19 protein-coding genes are annotated in these 20,077 nt (G+C 62.6%); 9 read left to right on the top strand and 10 right to left on the bottom strand.

From position 1 onward, the window contains the following. Positions 1 to 226: 226 nt before the first annotated feature. The 4 genes from AAFH49_RS13565 to AAFH49_RS13550 form a co-directional block, all read right to left on the bottom strand. Positions 227 to 514: an ArsR/SmtB family transcription factor gene (locus AAFH49_RS13565; RefSeq protein ID WP_342298933.1), complete on the bottom strand. Its 288-nt coding sequence runs from the start codon at positions 512 to 514 to the stop codon at positions 227 to 229. Between the two features lie 358 nt (positions 515 to 872). Further along, complete coding sequence (locus AAFH49_RS13560) at positions 873 to 1,769, bottom strand: IS3 family transposase (RefSeq protein ID WP_342298931.1); 897 nt, start codon at positions 1,767 to 1,769, stop codon at positions 873 to 875. Next, positions 1,766 to 1,900 (bottom strand): hypothetical protein, encoded by a 135-nt coding sequence (locus AAFH49_RS13555; protein WP_342298929.1) that lies wholly within the window; start codon positions 1,898 to 1,900, stop codon positions 1,766 to 1,768. Before AAFH49_RS13555 ends, AAFH49_RS13560 begins: the two co-directional genes overlap by 4 nt. 45 nt (positions 1,901 to 1,945) lie before the next feature. Further along, positions 1,946 to 2,083: a hypothetical protein gene (locus AAFH49_RS13550; RefSeq protein WP_342298927.1), complete on the bottom strand. Its 138-nt coding sequence runs from the start codon at positions 2,081 to 2,083 to the stop codon at positions 1,946 to 1,948. Positions 2,084 to 2,335: 252 nt separating this feature from the next. On the opposite strand from AAFH49_RS13550, the gene AAFH49_RS13545 reads away from it, so the two are divergent. Together AAFH49_RS13545 and AAFH49_RS13540 are read left to right on the top strand one after the other, a co-directional pair. Further along, positions 2,336 to 2,923 carry a DUF1345 domain-containing protein gene (locus AAFH49_RS13545; RefSeq protein WP_342298926.1) on the top strand — a complete coding sequence of 196 codons (588 nt, stop codon included), beginning with the start codon at positions 2,336 to 2,338 and terminating at the stop codon, positions 2,921 to 2,923. Positions 2,924 to 3,165: 242 nt separating this feature from the next. Then, on the top strand, positions 3,166 to 3,603 hold the full coding sequence (locus AAFH49_RS13540) for a hypothetical protein (protein ID WP_342298923.1): 438 nt from the start codon (positions 3,166 to 3,168) through the stop codon (positions 3,601 to 3,603). A 436-nt stretch (positions 3,604 to 4,039) separates the two neighbouring features. On the opposite strand, the gene AAFH49_RS13535 is transcribed toward AAFH49_RS13540, so the two are convergent. Continuing rightward, positions 4,040 to 4,747: a S1C family serine protease gene (locus AAFH49_RS13535; protein ID WP_342298921.1), complete on the bottom strand. Its 708-nt coding sequence runs from the start codon at positions 4,745 to 4,747 to the stop codon at positions 4,040 to 4,042. Between the two features lie 275 nt (positions 4,748 to 5,022). On the opposite strand from AAFH49_RS13535, the gene AAFH49_RS13530 reads away from it, so the two are divergent. The 7 genes from AAFH49_RS13530 (at position 5,023) to AAFH49_RS13500 (ending at position 15,626) form a co-directional block, all read left to right on the top strand. Further along, entirely contained in the window at positions 5,023 to 5,592 is a 570-nt protein-coding gene (locus AAFH49_RS13530; protein WP_342298919.1) for an RNA polymerase sigma-70 factor, read from the top strand. Between the two features lie 117 nt (positions 5,593 to 5,709). After that, positions 5,710 to 6,711, top strand: coding sequence for a FecR family protein (locus AAFH49_RS13525; protein WP_342298917.1), 1,002 nt, complete (start codon positions 5,710 to 5,712; stop codon positions 6,709 to 6,711). A 130-nt stretch (positions 6,712 to 6,841) separates the two neighbouring features. Then, entirely contained in the window at positions 6,842 to 10,306 is a 3,465-nt protein-coding gene (locus tag AAFH49_RS13520) for a SusC/RagA family TonB-linked outer membrane protein (RefSeq protein WP_342298915.1), read from the top strand. 18 nt (positions 10,307 to 10,324) lie between these two features. Next, positions 10,325 to 11,794, top strand: a complete 1,470-nt coding sequence (locus AAFH49_RS13515) for a SusD/RagB family nutrient-binding outer membrane lipoprotein (protein WP_342298914.1) — start codon at positions 10,325 to 10,327, stop codon at positions 11,792 to 11,794. Positions 11,795 to 11,887: 93 nt separating this feature from the next. Further along, positions 11,888 to 13,168 (top strand): DUF5689 domain-containing protein, encoded by a 1,281-nt coding sequence (locus AAFH49_RS13510; protein WP_342298913.1) that lies wholly within the window; start codon positions 11,888 to 11,890, stop codon positions 13,166 to 13,168. A gap of 71 nt (positions 13,169 to 13,239) precedes the next feature. Beyond that, entirely contained in the window at positions 13,240 to 14,739 is a 1,500-nt protein-coding gene (locus AAFH49_RS13505) for a calcineurin-like phosphoesterase C-terminal domain-containing protein (protein ID WP_342298910.1), read from the top strand. 2 nt (positions 14,740 to 14,741) lie between these two features. Then, complete coding sequence (locus AAFH49_RS13500; protein WP_342298908.1) at positions 14,742 to 15,626, top strand: glycerophosphodiester phosphodiesterase family protein; 885 nt, start codon at positions 14,742 to 14,744, stop codon at positions 15,624 to 15,626. A 369-nt stretch (positions 15,627 to 15,995) separates the two neighbouring features. Here AAFH49_RS13500 and AAFH49_RS13495 read toward each other — a convergent pair whose 3' ends face one another. The 5 genes from AAFH49_RS13495 to pstC form a co-directional block, all read right to left on the bottom strand. Further along, positions 15,996 to 16,547 carry a hypothetical protein gene (locus AAFH49_RS13495; protein WP_342298906.1) on the bottom strand — a complete coding sequence of 184 codons (552 nt, stop codon included), beginning with the start codon at positions 16,545 to 16,547 and terminating at the stop codon, positions 15,996 to 15,998. A 250-nt stretch (positions 16,548 to 16,797) separates the two neighbouring features. Then, positions 16,798 to 17,484 (bottom strand): phosphate signaling complex protein PhoU, encoded by a 687-nt coding sequence (gene phoU / locus AAFH49_RS13490; protein WP_342298904.1) that lies wholly within the window; start codon positions 17,482 to 17,484, stop codon positions 16,798 to 16,800. Positions 17,485 to 17,564: 80 nt separating this feature from the next. Then, positions 17,565 to 18,317, bottom strand: a complete 753-nt coding sequence (gene pstB, locus AAFH49_RS13485; protein ID WP_342298902.1) for a phosphate ABC transporter ATP-binding protein PstB — start codon at positions 18,315 to 18,317, stop codon at positions 17,565 to 17,567. 32 nt (positions 18,318 to 18,349) lie between these two features. Then, complete coding sequence (gene pstA / locus AAFH49_RS13480) at positions 18,350 to 19,204, bottom strand: phosphate ABC transporter permease PstA (protein ID WP_342298900.1); 855 nt, start codon at positions 19,202 to 19,204, stop codon at positions 18,350 to 18,352. Beyond that, entirely contained in the window at positions 19,197 to 20,072 is an 876-nt protein-coding gene (gene pstC / locus AAFH49_RS13475; RefSeq protein WP_342298899.1) for a phosphate ABC transporter permease subunit PstC, read from the bottom strand. The genes pstA and pstC overlap by 8 nt, the downstream gene beginning before the upstream one ends. Between the last annotated feature and the right edge of the window lie 5 nt (positions 20,073 to 20,077).

The following is a 20,077-nucleotide window of genomic DNA, read 5'->3' as shown; positions in this document are numbered from 1 at the left end:
AATGCGAGGTGCGTTGGAAGGGTAGTAATTGGCCTTAATACATTATATAATAAGCATGTGCTTATGTAATAAGGCAAAAAAAGCCTGGACAAATGCATATGCTGGCAGCGAGTACCCTTCTTATTACGTTTCAGCAAAGGTACTACCCATAAATGCATAAGCAATCGATAATGTTTTTAAAGATGTAAAAACCGCTGACGATAACGCCAGCGGTCCACGGGATTTGTTAGGCTTTAACAGTAGCCGGTTTGAGCAGTTGCAGGAAATCTTCCAACTCCTGCAATTTTTTGGCATTGATGGACATGTGCATATTCCGGCCCTCTTTGTGCGACTCAATTAAGCCCGCATCTCCCAAGGCCTTAAGGTGCTGAGACATCGAGGGCTGGCTGATGGGCACATGTTGAAACAAGTCGGCACACACGGCGATATCCCCTTTTGCAATTTCCTGCAACAGGCGAAGACGGGTGGGGTCGCTTAGCGACTTAGCTAATTTGACGAGGGACTTGGTATCCATAGGAGACAAAGGTACGCAATGTTTTTAACTCATGCGCATGGATTAATGTTTTGTAATTGCTAGCTAAACAACTCTTGAACCATCCAATAACCGGTGGCGAGAAACGACTCAGAGAACATACGTTTCTGGCCGTGTGAACATTCGTTTAAAGCCTCCAAAAAACGAGCGTTTTTTGGAGAACTGGGGGAGTTTACGAAACTCATCTCCTCAGCACGTTTCGTAAACGTTGAATCGTAGACGGGTTTCTTAAACTCTCCCGGGCACTGCAGCAGCTGGTGGGCACCTGGCTTCGGGCCGCTGCGAGTAGTTTAGCAAAGGGAGCGTTTTCGCAGTAGAGCCTGGTACTGAGGTGGTCTAGCTAGGCCGGACAGAGTTGGGACGTTGTTTGAAGTTGGGTTTCGAAGTGGTTGGGCGAGCGGTAGCCGAGGGCGGAATGGCGGCGCTCGGCGTTGTAATAGGCGATGTGGTGGCTGATTTCAGGCTTGGCTTCGGCCAGGCCGGGGAAGCTGCCACCGTCCAGCAGCTCGGCTTTGAAGCGGCTCCAAAAGAATTCGGCATGGGCATTATCGTAGCAGTTGCCGCGCCGGCTCATGCTCTGCTGCGCGCCGTAGCGGGCAAGCAGTTGCTTGAAGCGGGTGGCCGTGTACTGACTGCCCTGGTCGGAGTGCACGACGAGTCCAGCTGGCGGGCGGCGCACCACGAGGGCCCGGCGCAAGGCCTCGCTGACCAGGTCTTCGGGCATGGTGTCGCGCACGTTCCAGCCCACGATTTTACGCGAGCAGCGGTCGAGCCAGACGGCCAGGTACAGCCAGCCGCCGCCCTGGCGGGGCAGGTAGGTGATGTCGCCCTGCCGGGTACGACCCACCCACACCCGGTTGGGGGCCGTGGGGGCCGGCTGGCCCGGCAAGCGGTTGGGCGCGGCGCGCACGGCCGGGTCGGAATTGGTGGTGCGCGGCACGAACGAGCGCGGCTGCTGCGCGCGCAAGCCATGGGCTTTGAGTACGCGGCGGATGCGCCAGCGCCCCACGGCGTGGCCCTGGGCCTGCACTTCGGCCCGCAGCCGGCGCGTGCCGTAGCGCTGGCTGTGGTCGGCAAACGCTTCGCGCACGGCGACTTGCCAGGCCGGCTCGGTAACGGGCCGGCCCTGCTGCCGATGCCAGGCGTAGAAGCCGCTAGGGGCCACGCGCAGCACCTGGCAGAGCTGGCGCACGGGCACTTGGGCCCGCTGCCGGGCAATGTGCTGGTACACGCTCACGGGGTCGGCTGGGCAAAGATGGCCAAGGCTTTTTTTAAAATATCGAGCTCCTGCGCCAGCCGCTTGTTGGCGGCACGCAGGGCGCGTACTTCCGGGTCGCGGGCCACTTCCTCGCTGCCCACCTCGGCCACGACTTGCGCCTGTTGCCAGCGGTAGAGCAGTTTGGGGCTGATGCCCTACCGGGTACGACCCAGCTGCCGCGCCGCGGCCAGCGTGCTGCGACTCTCGCTGGCCAGGCGCAGCGCTTCAGCCTTAAAAGCCTCGTCGTATTTACGTCGTTTGTCGGGCGGTGCCCCGTTGGTTTTGGTTGCCATAACAGAAGAAATATACGTCCTTCTTCTGTCCGCCATGCCTAGACCACCTCTCTTTCTGCTTCGATGGGGATGTACTGTTTGATTTTCGGTTGGTAATTGACATACATGAACTGGCCTCTGGTCACGCCGGTGATGCTCAGCACCAAGCTGGTCTGCCCATTTAACTTTTGTACCAAACTTTTAACCAAGGCCATTTTTCAGGCTCTGCGGCATGTGGTCCGGCTACCTGCGCATAGGCGCTTTGCGGCGGCAGTGGTCCTGGGATTGGCGGGCTACGCGGTGGCCCCGGCCGAGTTGACCAGCGAGGGGCGGGCCGTGGTAGCTTGGGACGCTTTCGCAAGCGGCTGGCTGCTGCTGCTCTGGCCCATCATGCTCACGGCCGATGCCGGGCTGACGCGAGTCGCCGGGGGCCATGGTGTCGTTTGGCTTCGTGCTGCTGGCCCTGTCCAGCAGCCTGGCGGCGGTGGTGCTACTGCTGAGCACCGGCATGATGCCCACGCTGCCGGCCGCCACGCGGGGACTGCACGTGGCCCTGGCCGTGGGCGGCGTGGCGGCGGCCTGGCTGCTGTTGCACCGGTGTTTGCGCTGCGCTACGCGCATCTGTACTACGACAAGCCCCCCGCGCCCGGCGGCCTCACCATTCCCGACGGCTCACCGCCCCCGCGCTATCTGGATTTTGCCTACTTCGCCTTTGTGATTGGGATGACGGCCCAAACGGCCGACGTGAGCATCTATGACCCGACCATAAGGGCTACCGTGCTCGTGCACGGCCTACTGGTGTTTGCGTTTAACACGGCAGTAGTAGCCCTCAGCATCAGCGGGTTGATGGGCGTCCTGTAATGGGCCAGCGGTAATAGAGCTGCGGTTGCCAAGGCCAGGGAAATGTGCTTGTTGTGAAGCGGGGGCCTGACCGCGCCGCGCAAGCCCTGCCCTTCCATCCGCGAGCCCGGTGCCCCGTAAGGTTTGCCCGTTGCCGGCGTCTGCCTACCCGTTCCCCACCGCTTCCCCGGCGAGGGTTTCCCGTTTTTGGTAGTGTTATGAGTATCCTGCGTTTTTCATCCCCCCTCCGGGCCGCTCTCGTGGTGGCTATTACCTTATCATCCTGGCTGGAAGCCCCAGCAGTCGCGGCCGCACCGTGTTGCGCGGCGCACGAGCCCGACGCACCGGGTGCAGTTGCCGAGCCGGGCCGCCGGGCCGCCCCGTGGTCGTTTATGGCCCCGGCGGCCCACCTGACCCACCTTGCTCGCGCGGGGCGGGCTGACGGCAGCAGCAAGCAGTTCGATTACCGGGTGCAGCAACACGTCTGGCTGACGGGAGGGGTGCACATGCTGCCCACGGGCATCCCCTTCAGTGCCGAAACCAGCAATGCCGACCGCACGGCGTATTCGCAGGCCGGCTTGGGCCTGGGCTACACGATTTCGCCCGCCGTGCGGGCCATTTCTTGCTGGAGCACCGGTTTGGGCCGCTTTAGCGCGACGCCCGGCCGCCAATTTACCGTGGGCGTAAGCCTTTATTACTGATGGTGGTGGGGTCGGCCTTGGTGAGCACCGACCCACTATTGCCGTAACATTCAGGCTGGCCCATGGCTCGGACGCCATCCCCATCCGGGGCAGGTGCCAGTCGTCATGGGCGGCAGCTCGTTTGCCAGCCTCTTAACCAACCAGCCTCTTAACCAAGGTTCTGCGCATCTCCTACGGCCTGCGATTCGCAAAGCCCGTGCGTAGTATAGTAGTATATTGGTAAAAAGGCTCCAGCATCCAGAGAGACGCTGGCTGGTGGAATGCACCCTGGCCTGGCTCAGCGCCAATCGTCGCTTTTTGAAAGAATATGACCGCCTGCGGACCTTAGCCAATGCCTGGATGATGTGGGCCACCCTTCGCTGAATCCTTAACTCCTGCTCACGCCAACAGCTTCGAGAGCAATCTCGCTCCTGAGAGTTGACCGGGTAATCCGCAATCAGGCAGCGGCTAACACCCGCGCGGGCCGGGCCCCACTCGCTATCGGGGTAATCCGCAGTTCCAGCTTGTGCTGGCTCCGCAACACCGTCAGGTACTGAAAAGCCCCGATTTTCTCCTGGGTCAAGAGTCGGAACAGGTCGTCACTACTAGCTACGGGCTGGTCGGCGAAGGCCACCAGAAAATCCCCTTCGCGCAGACCCGTCGCCTCAGCCGGCGTGCCAGGCTCTATGCCCACCACAAACAGCGCTTGTTGCTGCGTCAGGCCATAAAAGTTCCGCACCCGTGGGTGTAATTCCACTTGCTGGGTGCTCAGGCTCAGGTAGCCTCGCCGCACCCGGCCCTCACTCAATAGGGCCGGGAAAATGGCCGTGGCCGTGTTGATGCCGATGGCAAAGCACAGTCCCTGGGCCCCGCGAATGGTAGCCGTGTTCACGCCCATCACCTGGCCCTCGGCGTCGATGAGCGGGCCGCCGCTGTTGCCCGGGTTCAGGGCCGCGTCGGTTTGCACGATGTGGTCGATGAGCCGGCCGGTTTCGGTACGCAGCGTGCGGCCCAGGGCGCTCACGACGCCACTCGTGACGGTGTGCTGGAAGCCATAGGGGTTCCCGATGGCAATGACTAATTGGCCGATTTGCAGCTCGGACGAGTTGCCCAGCCGGGGGGCCGGGTAGCCGGCGGCGTCGCTGTGGAGCAGGTCCCCACACACTGGCCGTGCCCGCGCTGAAAGCCGGTCTGTACACCATTCGGTTCGCGCACGAGGGCCGGGCGGCGTATCGCAAGCTGGTGGTGGAGTAGCCAACACCGCGGCCGCTCGGGGCTGTTCGCCCAAGAAAAGGCGAACTCACAATAGAAAAAGGCCCGACTCACCGTCGGGCCTTTTTCTGTCTTTCGCAGGAATCTAATGGATTAGATGCGCTTAATCATAAGCTAACACAGCAGTAATCCTGGCCTTTTACCCGGCGGCTAGCTTTGTCGGCTGGGATGACTTTCGCACTAAACGCCACTGATAAGCAGTACCTCGATGCCTTGGCCGGGAGCAGCGAGCCGGCGTTCGACGCGATGTTTACCCGCTACTACGCCGGGCTGCTGCGCTACGCGAAATCCCTGCTGCCCTACCCCACCGATGCGGCCGAGGACGTAGTGGCCGACCTGTTTGTGGCCGTCTGGACCCAGCGGGCGCAGTTGGCCGTGCAGGGCTCGCTGGCCTCCTACCTCTACGCGGCGGTGAAGCACCGCAGCTTCGACAAGCTTCGGCAGCAGCGGCGCACCCCCATCGAAGCCGAGCACGACCTGCCCCTCACCCAGCCCGAAGCGGCCTACCTGCAACCCGACCAGCTGCTCGACTACCAGGAACTCAACCAGCACCTGCTCCAGCTGATTGAGCGGCTGCCCGAGCGCACCCGGCAGGTGTTCCAGCTGCACCGCGACGGCGGCCTGACCTACGAGGAGATTGCGACGCTGCTGGCCCTTTCCATCAACTCGGTAAAAACCCACATGTTCCGGGCCCTGCGCTTTCTGAAAAGCGCGCTTTCCGTTTCCGGCGTGCAGTAGCGGTATTACGGCCAGATTACGGGCATTACCCTTTGGTTACGCTTGGTTTTTCGTGTCACGAGGCGGGCGGGCGGAAGCGTCCTGATAGCAGACGGCCGTAATCAGGGCCGATGCCCCTTGGAAGCCGAAGAAATCTACCTGCTCATTACCCGCTACCTGGCCCGGCAAACGTCGTCGGACGAGAACGAGCGGCTCGCCACCTGGGTCGCCCAATCGTCCGACCACGAACGGACCTTCGAACAACTCAAAGCCGTCTGGCAGGCCAGCCCGACGCCCCCCGCCCCGGCGGCCACCGCCGCCGCGCTCCGGCAGGTAAAAGCCCGGCTGGCCCCGCCGGTCCCCGTGGCCCCGCCGGCCATTCGTCGTTGGCGCCTGGCCCGGCGATACCAGACGGCAGCCCTCCTGGTGCTGCTGAGTGTACTTGGCGGCGGGTATTTCTACGCGCGGCCTACGGTGCCTGCCTACCGGCTGAGCCTTACGCCGGCCGGCCGGCAGCAAACCATTCGCCTGCCCGATGGCTCGCTCGTGACCCTGGCTCCGCAGAGTCAGCTGCGGTACCCGGTCCGGTTTAGCGAAACCTCCCGCGAAGTCTATCTGGAAGGCGAGGCTTTCTTTGAAGTCAGCAAGAACCCGCACCGGCCGTTTCGGGTGCACAGCGGCACCTGGGTGACGCAGGTGCTGGGTACCAAGTTCAACGTCAGTGCGGTTCGCGGAGCCAGCCAGACGGCCGTTTCACTGGTCGAAGGCCAGGTGCAGGTCAACGATGATCACGGGCAGTACCTCCTCGCGCCGGGCCAGCAGCTGCTGGGTGACCACGCTACGGGCCGCATCTACCGGCAGGCGTTCAACAAGGCCAGAGTCACGGCCTGGCGCAGCAACAAGCTGGTATTTCAAAACGAGAAGCTGGCCGATGCTGCCAGTCAAATCGAGCGCCTCTACGGCGTGAAGCTGGTGTTTGCCGACCCGGCTACGGCCGAAATCCGCCTCTGGGCCACCTTTAATAATGAGCCGCTGACCGCCGTGCTGGGCGCTCTGCACCAGGCGGGCTCCCTCGATTACCGGCGCGAAGGCAAGGTGATATACCTGCGGCAAGCGGCCGCGAAATCGTCTGGTGAATAAAGCATTTCAAGAGGAAGACAGCGGGTTGGCGCCCACTGCCTTCCGGTAAAAAACCGGCAGTTCGTACCTGCCGGCGAGTTGGAGAGTCCATTAAATCCGAAAAAACTTAACAACCCTCACACACAAATCTATGAAAAAGACGAGGTACCCCGAAACGGGGCGGCGCTGGCGGCGCGCGCTGGTGGGATTGAGCCTTACGGCGCTTAGTCCGGCCCCGCTGCCGGCCCTGTCTGCCGGGCTGGCCCTGGTGCAGAGCCCTGGCGCCACGCCCTGCGCCATCACGGCGCGTCAGCAGCCGCTGGCGGACGTGCTGGCCAGCATCGAGCAGCAAACCGGCTACCGGTTTCTGTACGCGGACCAGGCTAATGTGCTGAGCCGTAAAATCAGCGTGGATGCCCCGCACAGCACCCTGACAGAGATTTTGCAGCTGATTTCAGCCCAGGCCGGCGTGCAGTTCACAGTGCAGAACAAGCGCATTCTGATGAAGAGCGGCAGCGCCGCCGCCCCCAAGCCCGTGAAGGGCCGCGTGGTAGACGCCAAAGGCGAAGGCATGCCCGGCGTTTCGGTGCGCATAAAAGACACTACTACCGGTACCACCACCGACCCCAACGGCTCCTACGAGCTGACCGCGCAGCCCGGCAACGTGCTGATTTTCTCCTTCATCGGTTTTGAAGGCCAGGAGCTGACCGTGGGCGACAAAACGACCTACGACCTGACCCTGCGCGAAGACATCACCAGCCTAGACGAGGTAGTGGTGACCGCACTGGGCATCAGGCGCGAGGAAAAGGCGCTGGGCTACTCCGTGACGCAGGTGAGCAACGAGCAGCTCACCCAGGCCAAATCCAACAACTGGACCGATGCGCTCTCGGGCAAAGTGGCGGGCCTTAACCTGGTGAAATCCGGAGGCGGGCCGGCCGGCTCCAACAAGATTGTGCTGCGCGGCGAAAGCTCGCTGGCCGGGGACAACGATGCCCTGATTGTGGTGGATGGCGTGGTGCTGGGGGGCAGCAACCGCGCCACCGGCAGCGGCAGCACGGCCTATCTGCAAAGCGAGTCGCCGGTGGATTTTGGCACCAGCCTCAACGACATCAACCCCGAGGACATTGAGTCGGTGACGGTACTCAAGGGGCCGGGTGCTACGGCGCTCTACGGCTCGCGCGGCGGCAACGGCGCGGTGATTATCACCACCAAATCGGGCCGGGCACGCCAGAAGGGCATTGGCGTGACGTTTAACTCAAACGCGGCATTTGACCCGATTTCGCGTTGGCCCGACTTCCAGTACGAGTACGGCCAGGGCGCGGTGGGCGAGAACTACTACTCCTACGGGGCCACGGCCGACGGGCCCAGCACCCGCAGCACCAGTTCGGCCTGGGGGCCGAAATTCGACGGGCAGTCCTACTTCCAGTACGACCCCACCACCAACGCGGCCGGTACCGAGCGCACGCCCTGGATGCCCTACAAAAACAACCGTAAGGACTTCTTTGAAACGGGCAAAACCTTCACCAACACCGTGGCCATCGACGGCGGTACCGACCGCACGGCCGTGCGCCTCTCGCTGACCAACCTGCAGAACACCTGGATTATCCCGAACACGGGCTACGACCGCAACACCGTGGCGCTGTCGGCCAGCCAGAAGATTACAGACCGGCTCACAGTGTCGACCAAAGTCAACTACACCAACCGCAACAGCGACAACCTGCCCAGCACCGGTTACAACAACCAGACGATAATGTACTGGACCATGTTCCAGCTGCCCAATGCCGACCTCAACTGGATAAAGGACTACTGGGCCCCCGGGGCCACGGGCATCACGCAGCGCTACCCCTTCAGCAGCCTGGTGGACAACCCATACCTGATTACCCAGCAGATGCTGAACAAGAGCAGCCGCAACTCCCTCACCGGCAACGTGCAGGTGAACTACAAGTTCAGCAAGGACTGGAACCTGATGCTGCGCTCGGCCCTGGACTTTTCCTACGAGGCCCGCTCGCAGCAGCGCCCCTTTGATACCGAGAAGTACAAGGAAGGCATGTACCGCACGCAGAACATCTTTTCGCAGGAGATGAACCACGATTTCCTGCTGCAGTACGCCCACAAGTTTGGCATGTTTGAAACCAGCCTCTCGGGCGGGGGCAGCACCCTGCGCAACCGCTACAACAAGGACGAGCTGCGGGCCGAGCGCCTGCTGTTCCCCGGGGTCTACTACACCTCCAACGTGCGCGGTTCCTTGCTGGCGCTGCCCTACAAGGCCGAGTTCGCGGTGAATAGCTTCTACGGACTGGCCTCCATCGGCTACCATAATTTCCTGTACCTCGACCTGACGGCCCGCCAGGACTGGACCAGCACCCTGGCAACCGCCGGCTCGACGGCCAACACGGGCTTCTTCTACCCGTCGGCCAGCCTGAGCACGGTGCTCTCGCAGGTGCTGCCGCTGCCGGAGTTCGTGTCGTTTGCCAAGCTGCGGGGCTCCTGGTCGCAGGTGGGCAGCGGCACCACCACGCCCTACCAAACCTCCTACACCTACGCCGTGGCCACGGGCTACCCTTCGGGCCTGAGCAACCCCGATGCCATTGCCAATGCCGGCCTCAAGCCGCGCCGCACCGAAAGTGTGGAGCTGGGCGCCGACCTGCGCTTCCTGCGCAACCGCATTGGCCTCGACGTGGCGGTGTACCGCAACAACACCTTCGACCAGATTCTGCGGGTGCCCATCGACCGCGCTTCGGGCTACAACTACGCCGTGCTCAACGCCGGCCTGGTGCGCAATCAGGGCCTGGAAATCCAGGCCAACGCCACGCTGATAACCAGCCCGAAAGGCTTCAACTGGAAAGCCTACGGCACCTTCACTGCCAACCGCAACATGGTGGTGGAGCTGGCCGACAGCGTCGGGACCTACCAGCTTCAGCGCGGCCCCGGCGGCCGGGGCTCGGTGGAAGCCCGGCCCGGCGGCACGATGGGCGCCATCTACGGGCGCGGCTATGAGCGCGCGCCCGATGGCCAGATTATCTACCAGAACGGCTACCCGGTGCTGGGCGACGAAATCAAGTACCTCGGCAATGCATTGCCGCAGTGGAAAGCCAGCGCCGGCACCGAGTTCAGCTACAAGCAGCTGCGCCTGAATATCCTGTTCGACGGGCAATTCGGGGCCAAAGCCTACTCGATGACCAACGCCGTGCTGGCCGAGCAGGGCAAATCCACCCTCACCCTGCCGGGCCGCTACAACGGCATCATCGGCAACGGCGTGATTGCCAACGGCGACGGCACCTTCCGCCCCAACGACGTGGTGGCCGAGAACATCCCGGCCTACTACACGGCCCACTACGGGCGCGACAACGTGGAAGCCAACCTTTTCCGTACCGACTTCATCAAGCTGCGCGAAATGCGCCTTGACTATGCCCTGCCCGCTACGCTGCTCAGCAAGCTGAAGCTCACGCAGGCCTCCATCGGCGTGTACGGCCGCGACCTGTTCATTTTCACCAAGTGGCCCGCCTTCGACCCCGAGTTCGGCACCCTGAACGACGGGACCATCGACCTGGGCTTTGAGCTGGGCCAGTTTCCCAGCACCCGCACCATGGGCATCAACCTAACCGTGGGCATCTAAGCGCCTCAAGCACTCCCCATGAAAAAGAGCAACTTATTCGCCGGGCTATTCCTCGTCGCCACCGGCCTGAGCACCCTTTCGGCCTGCACCAAGGGCTTCGAGGAAATGAACATCAACCCCAACCAGAACCCCAACGTCATCCCCGAAACGCTGCTGGCCCCGGCGCTCACCGACCTGGTGAAGCGCAACATGGACCGGGCCTTCCGCATCACTAATGAGTTGATGCAGGTGCACGTCTCGCGGGTCGACAACGACGAGTTCCACCGCTACGTCATCCGCCCCGCCGAGGCGGACTACATGTGGAACGGCTGGTACACCCAGCTCACCGACTTCCGCGACATGTATGCCAGCGCGGCCACGGTGAAGAGCAGCACCTTCATGGCTATCGCCCGCATCTGCGAGGTCTGGACTTTCTCGCTGCTCACCGACACGTTTGGCGACGTACCGTACTCGGAGGCCATTCAGGGCCGCAGCGGGCAGCTCCAGCCCAAGTTTGACCGGCAGGAGGACATCTACCGGGACCTGTTTGCGAAGCTGGAAGAAGCCAACGAGCTGCTCAAAGCCAATACCAACCTCACCGCCGACCAGGCCCTGCTCGACCCCCTCTACCAGGGCAATGCCCTGAAGTGGCGCAAGTTTGGCAACTCGCTCTACCTGCGCCTGTTGCTGCGCGTCTCGAACCGCACCGAGGCCATTGCCCCGGGCGGGCTGAGCCCGCAGGCCAAGCTGCGCGACCTGGTGAATACGCACGCCAGCGACTATCCGCTCATCGCCAATAACGCCGAGTCGGCCATCGTGCGCTGGACGGGCACGGCCCCGTACCAGTCGCCCTTCCAGACCTGGCGCACGGCCGATTTCAGCTCGTTCAGCTCGATGAGTGAGTTCTTCATCAACAACCTCGTGGAGTGGAACGACCCGCGCCTGGCTAAGTGGGCCACCCTCTCCAACGGCACCTACGAGGGTATCCCGAGTGGCTACCTGCCCACCCAGATTCCGGTGGCCAAGTCCACCTACCCCGCCGCCTTGATGACGGAGCCGCTGCTCGGCAACATCCTCAATTACCCTGAAGTCCAGCTCATCCTGGCCGAAGTGGTGCTGCGCGGCTGGGCCACCGGCGATGCCAAAACCTACTACGAAACCGGCACCACCAACGGCATCACCCTCTGGGGGCTTACCGTGCCCACCGGTTACCTCACCGGCGGCGACGTGAAGTGGGAGCCCGCCAACAGCACCGTGGTCAAGCTCGACCAGATTCACCTCCAGAAATACTACGCGCTGTTTTTCACCGATTTCCAGCAGTGGTTTGAGTACCGCCGCAGCGGCCACCCGGTGTTGCCCCTGGGTCCCGGCCTGAAAAACAACCGCCAGATGCCCGCCCGAATCAACTACCCCCTCTACGTGCAGAGCCTCAATCAGGTGAACTACCAGGCCGCCGTGGCCGACCAGGGCCCGGATGATATCAACACGAAGGTGTGGTGGCAATTGTAGGGGCCGATGTCTGAATCCATACGAATCAACCAGAACGGCCTGCTTCGGCGACAATCATCCGGACGGCCCACCCATTTCACTCCCCAAGCAGCAATGAAACATTCCCTTGTAACCAGCCTCCTGGTGCTGTTTGCGGCCCTGGCCTGCACCAGTTGCCTGGAGGAAAACCCCGACTACGCGGGCGGCCAGCCCAGCCCGAACGTTTCGCTCGAAGACCTGCGCCGGCTGTACACCGGCTCGAACGTGGTGCTGGAAGCGGCCCAGCTTTCGGGGGCGCACCAGGTGGTGGGCCTCGTGATATCGGATGCCGGCGGCGCGAACGTACCCGGTGGCCCCACGACCCTCGTGGTGCAGAACAAGCGGCGCGGCGTGGTGCGCGGCATCATTATTCCGCTGAATGGGAATTCCAATGCGGCCGTGGGCGACTCGGTGGTGGTGGACATTGCCGGGGCCACGCTGACCAAAACGGCCGGCGCCCTGCGACTCGAAGGCGTGACGGCCGACCGCGTGCGCAAAGTGAGCAGCGGCAACGCCGTGACCGCCCGCGACCTCAATATCGAGACCCTGCTCACCAACTTCGATGCCTACGAGGGCACGCTGGTGCGCATCACGGGCGGCAGCATCACGCCGCTGCCCGTTTCGGGCGATACCTACGCCGGCAACAAAACCCTGGCCGATGGTGCGGGCAAACGCCTCACCCTGCACACCGAAACCAGCGCCAGCTTTGCCACCCGCCGCATCCCGGCCAGCGCCACCTTCGTGGGCATCCCGGTGGGTGGGGTCGATGCTGCCCAGGCTGCGGCCCCGCAGCTCTGGCTGCGCACCGCCGCCGATGCCGTGGACCCCAGTGGCCCCATCTACCGCAACTTCCCCGAGAGCTTCGAATTGGTGCCCGCCGCCAGCAAAGGCAGTTACGACATGAACACCGCCGCCGTGCCCGACAATACCGTGACCTTCGGCAGCGGCCCGTGGAAGCTGTACCAGTCCATCCTGGGTAATACTTCGGGGCGCGACCGCTACACCGGCACCCAGGGTATCCGCATGCAGCAGGGCCTGACGGTGCCGGCCATGGTCGAAATGAAGTTCGACCTACCCAACGGCGCCACCAAAGTCACGCTCATTTACGGCGCCTACTACACCGATGCGGCCAGCTCCTGGAAGCTGGAATATTCGCAGAACCAGGGCGCCACCTGGCAGCAAACCGGCGCTACTGTCACCGATGCCGGCAACTGGCAGCACTCCATCACTTTCCTGATGAATATCAGCGGTCCGGTGCGCTTCCGCATCAACAAGCTGGGCCTGGGCGTGAGCGCGCCGCCGGCCGTGCTCAACGGCCGGCTGGGGCTGGATGACATTGCCATTTACGAAAACTAACTGACGCTGAGTAATCAGGAACGTCCTGCCGAACGCGGTTCGGCAGGACGTTCTTCTAACTTCCCCCTCCCATGTTTCGCAGACAATTCCTTCAAAATCTCGGTCTCGTCAGTGCCGGCCTGAGCCTGCCGTTTGCGCCGGCCGCGCTCGCCGCTGAAGAAATCCCGGCCGCGCCCGGCGGCCAGCCGCTGAGCCTCGCGCCGCTCACCATCAGGGGCAAGGTGCACCAGAACGGCACCGGCATCGCGGGCGTGCCCGTGACGGACGGCAACAACATCGTCCTCACCGACAAAGCCGGCAAATACACGCTGGAAAGCAACGCCACGGCCGAGTTCGTACACCTCACTATTCCGCGCGGCTACGCGTTTCCGCACGAGAAGGGCGTGGCGCAGTTCTTTCAGCCCATCAAGCCGGGTACGGATAAGATGACGGCCGATTTCGCCCTGCAAAAGCTGGCCGGCGACGACACCAGGCACACGTTCATCGTGTGGGCCGACCCGCAGATGATTAGCAAGAAGGACTGCCACGAGCTGCTTACCAGCTCCGCGCCTGACCTCAAAAAGCTGGCCGCCCAGTACGATGGCAGCACGTTTGCCATTGGCTGCGGGGATTTGGTGTGGGACAAGCACGAGCTGTTTGAGGACTACAAAAAAGCCGTTGAAATCACCGGCCTGCCCTTCTTCCAGGTTATCGGCAACCACGACATGAACCTCACGGCCCGCGCCGACGAGGGCTCGGCCCAGACGTTCAAAAGCCTGTTTGGCCCCACGTATTATTCCTTCAACCGGGGCGAAATTCACTACGTCGTGCTGGATGACGTCTTCTTCATTGGCCCGCCCAAAAAGTATATCGGTTACCTCACCGAGAAGCAGCTGCAGTGGCTGGAGCAGGATTTAAGCCACGTTAAACCCGGCACGACGGTGGTGGTGGCCCTCCACATTCCGGTGGACAGCGGCGACCAGCGCCGCAACAAGCTCAAAGAGGAATCCCTGGGCGGGGTGGTCTCGAACCGGGCCGAGTTGTACCGCCTGCTCAAGCCTTACGCGGTGCACATCATGTCGGGCCACACCCACGTGTGCGAGAAGATTTTCAATGAAAACACCATCGAGCATACCCACGGCGCGGTGTGCGGCGCGTGGTGGACCGGCCCCATCTGCACCGACGGCACGCCCAGCGGCTACGGCGTGTACGAGGTGAGCGGCGGCGAGGTGAAGTGGTACTACAAATCCGTCGGCCACGACCGCGAGCACCAGCTCCGCTCCTACCCCAAAGGCAGCGTGGCGGGCCGGCCCGATGACATCGTGGCCAACGTGTGGAACTGGGACCCGCAATGGAAAGTCGTGTGGTTTGAAAACGGGGTGCGCCAGGGCGACATGCAACAGCAAGTCGGCCTCGACCCGCTGGCCGTGCGGCTGCAGTCCGGCGACCAGCTGCCCGCCAAGCACAAATGGGTGGAGCCCACTCTGACCGACCACCTTTTCTTTGCCCGGCCTTCGGCCAACGCGAAGGAAATTCGCATCGAAGCCACCGACCGGTTCGGGCAGGTGTACCACGATACCATCGCCGTCTGATGATGAGAAAACCACTCTTGCTTGCTGCCCTGGCGTTGCCGGGCTTGCTGGGCAACGCTGAGGCACAGCAGCGTCCGCTCGACCTGCAGGGCCACCGCGGCGGCCGCGGGCTGATGCCGGAAAACACCATTCCGGCCATGCGCAAGGCGTTGGATTTGGGCGTGACGACGCTGGAAATGGACATCGCCATCAGCCAGGACAAGCAGGTGCTGCTCTCACACGACCCGTTTATGAACGCCGACTTCGTGTCCCTACCCGACGGTTCCCTCATCACGAAGACAGAAGAAAAAAGCCTGCGGCTGTACGCGCTGCCCTACGCCGAAATCCGGCGCTACGATGTGGGCAGTCACGGCAACCCCAGGTTTCCCCGGCAGCAAAAGCTGCGCACCAATAAGCCGCTGCTGGCCGAGGTGATTGATTCCGCCGAGGCGTACGCGCGGTGGAAGGGCCGCCCCGTGCCGTACTACAATATCGAGACCAAAACCACGCCCGAGGGAGACGGCATCAACCACCCGGCCCCTGCCGAATTCGTGCGGCTGCTGCTGGCCGTCATCAATCAGAAAGGCGTTCAGGACCGGGTGATTATTCAATCCTTTGACCCGCGCACCCTGGAACTTGTCCACCGTACGCAGCCGGCGTTGCGCACGGCGTTGTTGGTCGAGAACCAGGAAGAGTTGACCGTTAATTTGCAGCGCCTTAGTTTCCGGCCGACGATTTACAGCCCCAACTACCAGCTGGTAACGCCCGCACTGGTGCAGGCCTGCCACCAGCAACAGCTGCTGCTGATTCCCTGGACGGTGAATGCGGCCGCTGTTGCCCGGGAGTTGATTGGGCAAGGAGTTGATGGCATCATCACGGATTATCCCGACCTGCTCCTGGCAAAATAAGCGCCCGGCTGGCCCGCGCATGCCGCACCCCGGGCCTGAGCAGCGACCCGCCTTTCAGCACGTAGATGCATTTGTTGGCAGCATAATATCCTGTCCCCACCTATCACCATTCCGCCAGACCGCCCAACCGGCAGGCTTGTCCGTACCCAACACTGTTGCCGAATCGTCAGAAGTAAGCCAAGGCCCTTCTTTGTTGGCTGCCCCGTCTGAAAAGTCGTAAACCGGATAGGTAAGCGCGCAAAAATGCCCTTCCCGCCACATGGCCGGAAGGGCATTTGAATTTTGGGTAAGGCCAAACCTGCCGGTTGGACGGTCTGGCGGAAGGGTGGTTGTTGAGGATTTCGACCTGGCAGGGACAACCTGACCCGGCTACCCGTTGGCGGCTTCGGCAGATGATGCGGCTGCCTTGGACGTGGTGCGCTTCGGGGTGGCGGCCGGGCGACGCGCCGTGACTGGCGCACTGGCGCGAGCGGCCGGCTTGCGGGCCGCTTTGGCTACGGGCTCACTGGCTACGACGGGCTGGGCGGATTTGGCGGCCTGCTTCGCGTTGAGCTTGGCCTGCTTGGCGCTGTGTTTGGCTTGTTTGTGGCGCTGTTTAACCAACTGTGCGGCCAGGCGCTTGACGGCCTTGGTAACGTTTTTCGGAGCTTTTGCGGTTGGCTCTCCGGCTGCTTCAAAGTAGGGTTGCAAGGCGGTGGCCAGTTCGCCGGCCAGGGCTTTACGAGCGCGCTTGGCGGTGAGGGGCATGGGCTGCTGGGCCGTTTTGGCCTGCTTGCTCTGCTGCTTGGTGAGCTGTTTGGCTAGCTGCCGCAGGGTTTTGGCCACGGCTTTGCTGGGCCCGCTTGCCGGGGTAGCGTCGCCGCCCAAGGGCGCAACGGCCGCGGCTAATTGTTCAACGAGGTGTTTTTTGGGATTACTCATACAAGGAAACAAGGGTGAGGCCCGCGGCTGGGCCAATGAGGGAAGAGGAATGGCGCCGCCGCTCCATGGCGAACCCGACCATAAGCGGCCACGACGCACTGATTATTAGCATGACAGCCGAAGCAGCAAGGTGCGGGGCCGGGGGCAGTATTACCAAATCATGATGCAAAGCACGGCCATAAACCCTTGCAAAAGGTTCTTTTCAATGTTATGTTTTTCCCAGGTCCCACCGGGCAGTCAGGATGCCCGTCTAGCGGTTGCGCTTCTGGCCGGACTGGTGGCGCAGCACCTGGGCATCCACGTAGAAGATGACCTCTTCGGCGATGTTCTTGCCCTCGTCCCCAATGCGGTCGAGCTTGCGCACGATGAGCAGCATCTGCAGGCCCTGATGCACCTGGGTGGGATTATCCCGGATGTAGTCGGCAATCGCCGCGTGGGCTTTCAGGTTGTTGTCGCCCAATAGCTTGCCTTCCAGAAAAATGCGCCGGGCCAGGGAGCTGTCCTCCTGCTCGAAAGCCTGCTGCACCAGCTCCAGCAAGCCGGTGGCCTGCTGGCACATCTCGTTCAGCCGACTGATGGCCAGCAAGTGTGCGTCAAACGGCATTTCGCCGTCGAGCACGGAGTGGAGCACGAATTTGGCAATGGCCTTAGCTGCATCGCCCACCCGCTCCAGGCTAGTGTTAATCTTGAGCACGGCCAGCACGAAGCGCAGGTCAATGGCCACCGGCGTGTGCAGGGCGATGATGTCCTCGCAGTGGCGCTCAATCAGCAGTTCCTTGTTATTGATGTGTTTTTCCTGCTTTACCACCGCCTTGGCCAGGACCGGGTCGAGGGCCTGCAGCGCCTGCTGGGCGTGGCGCAGCTGCCCGAGCACCAGCCCCCACATGGCGTGCACTTCCTTTTTAAGCTTCTGGACTTCAACTTCCAAGTGGGCCATGATGATGGAATAGAATGATGGAAAAATCAGCAGAAAACGGCCACCAGCCGGCCCCATGAAAGCAGTCCGTCTAAACCCGTTCAGCCGAATCGGCCGGTGATGTAGTTCTGGGTCTGCTCGTGCCGGGGCTGGGTGAAGAGGATGCGCGTGTCGTCATATTCGATGAGCCTGCCGTAATTGAAGAAGGCCGTTTTGTCGCTCACCCGGCCGGCCTGCTGCATGTTGTGCGTCACGATGAGGATGGTGTAGTCCTTTTTCAATTCGTAGAGGAGCTCCTCGATTTTGGCCGTCGAAATGGGGTCCAGGGCCGAAGCGGGCTCGTCCATGAGCAGGATTTGGGGCTCGACGGCCAGCACCCGCGCGATGCACAGGCGCTGCTGCTGCCCCCCCGAGAGGGCCAGGGCCGATTGTGTAAGCTTGTCCTTCACCTCGTCCCAGAGCGCGGCCTGGCGCAGGGCCTGCTCCACGGCCGCGTCGAGCACGGCCTTGGTGCGCACGCCCTGCAGCACCAACCCGTAAGTGACGTTGTCGTAAATGCTTTTGGGAAAGGGGTTGGGCCGCTGAAACACCATGCCCACGCGCTTGCGCAGCTCCTCCACCACCACCTCCGGGGCATAGATATCCTGGCCGTGGATGAGGACGTGGCCTTCGTGGCGGCAGTCGGGGATGAAGTCGTTCATGCGGTTGAACAGGCGCAGAAACGTGGATTTGCCGCAGCCCGAAGGCCCAATCAGTGCCGTCACCGTCCGCGCACTGACGTCCAGGGTGATGTCTTCCAGCACGCGTTGCGGGCCGTAATAAACGCTGACGTGCTGAGACTGAAGTTCGTGCATGAGGGGAAAAATAGGCAGTGGGGCCGGCGCGGCTACGGGAGGCGCTGGCGCCAGCGGTAGCGCAGGTAAATCGCCGCGCCGTTGAGGCTGAAGGTGATAAGCAGCAGCACGATAATGGCCGCCGCCGCATTGGCCCCAAACGCTTTTTGGGGCCGCGAAATCCAGTTGAAAATCTGCACCGGCAGGGCCGAGAATTCGTCCAGGGGGCTGGCCGGGGCAAAGGGCACGTAGGCCAGCACGCCAATGACCAGCAGCGGGGCGGTTTCGCCCACGGCGCGGGCCAGGGCCAGAATCAGGCCCGTGAAAATGCCGCCGGCCGCGGCCGGCAGCACCTGGTGCCAGATGGTTTGCCAGCGCGTGGCGCCGAGGGCAAACGAAGCCTCGCGCAACGTCCGGGGCACCGCCTTGAGCGCTTCGCGGGTGGTGACGATGAGAATGGGCAGAATCAGCAGCGCCAGCGTGCTGCCGGCGGCCAGCACGCTGCTGCCCAGGCGCAGAAACCGCACGAATACCTCGAGCCCGAGCAGGCCATAAATGACCGACGGCACCCCGGCCAGGTTGGTGATGTTAACTTCGAGCAGCGCCGCCCAGCGGCCTTTGTGGCCGTATTCTTCCAGGTACACGCCCGCCGCGATGCCGACTGGCACGGCCAGTAGCGCGGTGAGCACGATTATCCAAGTGGTGCCCAGCAGGGCGGTGTAAATGCCCGCCCGCTCGGGAAACCGCGAGGGCAGGCCGCGCAGAAACGGGCCGCTGAGCCGCCCCGCCCCCGCGTGCACGATGTCGAGCAGGAACAGGGCCAGCAGCAACAGCCCGGCTCCGGTGGCCAGGACGCCCACCACGCGAAAGCCGCGGTCGAGCAGACGGTTGCGGGTCGTGCTAGTCATATTGCTCCTGGTATTTTTTGCGGAACCAGTACCCGAGGTTGTTCAGCAGCAGGGTGAGCCCGAACAGGGTGATGCCGGCGGCAAAAATCGTGTTGTACTCCAGCGTGCCGTAGGCCACGTCACCCGAGCTGACCTGCACGATGTAGGTGGTAATGGTTTCGATGGGCACCAGCGGATTGGCCGTCAGGCGGGGCTCCTGGCCGGCGGCAATGGCCACAATCATGGTTTCGCCCACGGCCCGGGAAATGGCCAGAATCACCGACACGGTGATGCCCGACGAGGCGGCCGGCACCATCACCCGGAAGGCCGTTTGCAGGCGCGTGGCCCCCAGGGCGTAGGAGGCTTCGCGTAGGGATTCGGGCACCGCCCCCAGGGCATCTTCGCTGAGCGAGGAAATGAAGGGCAGAATCATGACGCCCATCACGATACCGGCCGACAGGGCGCTGAACCCGGCCAGGCCCGGAATCAGGGATTGCAAAAACGGCGTCACGACCGTCAGGGCAAAGAACCCATAGACAACCGTGGGCACGGAAGCCAGAATTTCGAGCAGCGGCTTGACCACGTTGCGAAACGCCGACGACGCGTACTCGCTGAAATACAACGCGATAATGAGCCCCAGTGGCAGCGCGACGGCGACGGCCACCCCCGTGGTGAGCAGCGTGCCGGCCACCAGCGGCAGGATGCCGAAGTGCTGCTCGGCAAAGAGCGGCGTCCACTGCGTATCGGTCAGAAACACCCCCAGCGGCACCTGTCCAAAGAAATGCACCGCCTCCACGGCCAGAATCCAGATAATGCCCCCGGTAGTGAGCACGCTCAGGCCCGCGCTCAGCGCCAGCAGCGCCTCAATGATGCGTTCGGACGTTTTCATGAGCT

The sequence above is a fragment of the Hymenobacter segetis genome (assembly GCF_038448715.1).
Classification (GTDB): Bacteria; Bacteroidota; Bacteroidia; order Cytophagales; family Hymenobacteraceae; genus Hymenobacter; species Hymenobacter segetis.
Note: the sequence above shows the minus strand (reverse complement) of the source record. Positions and strands in the feature narration are given on the sequence as shown.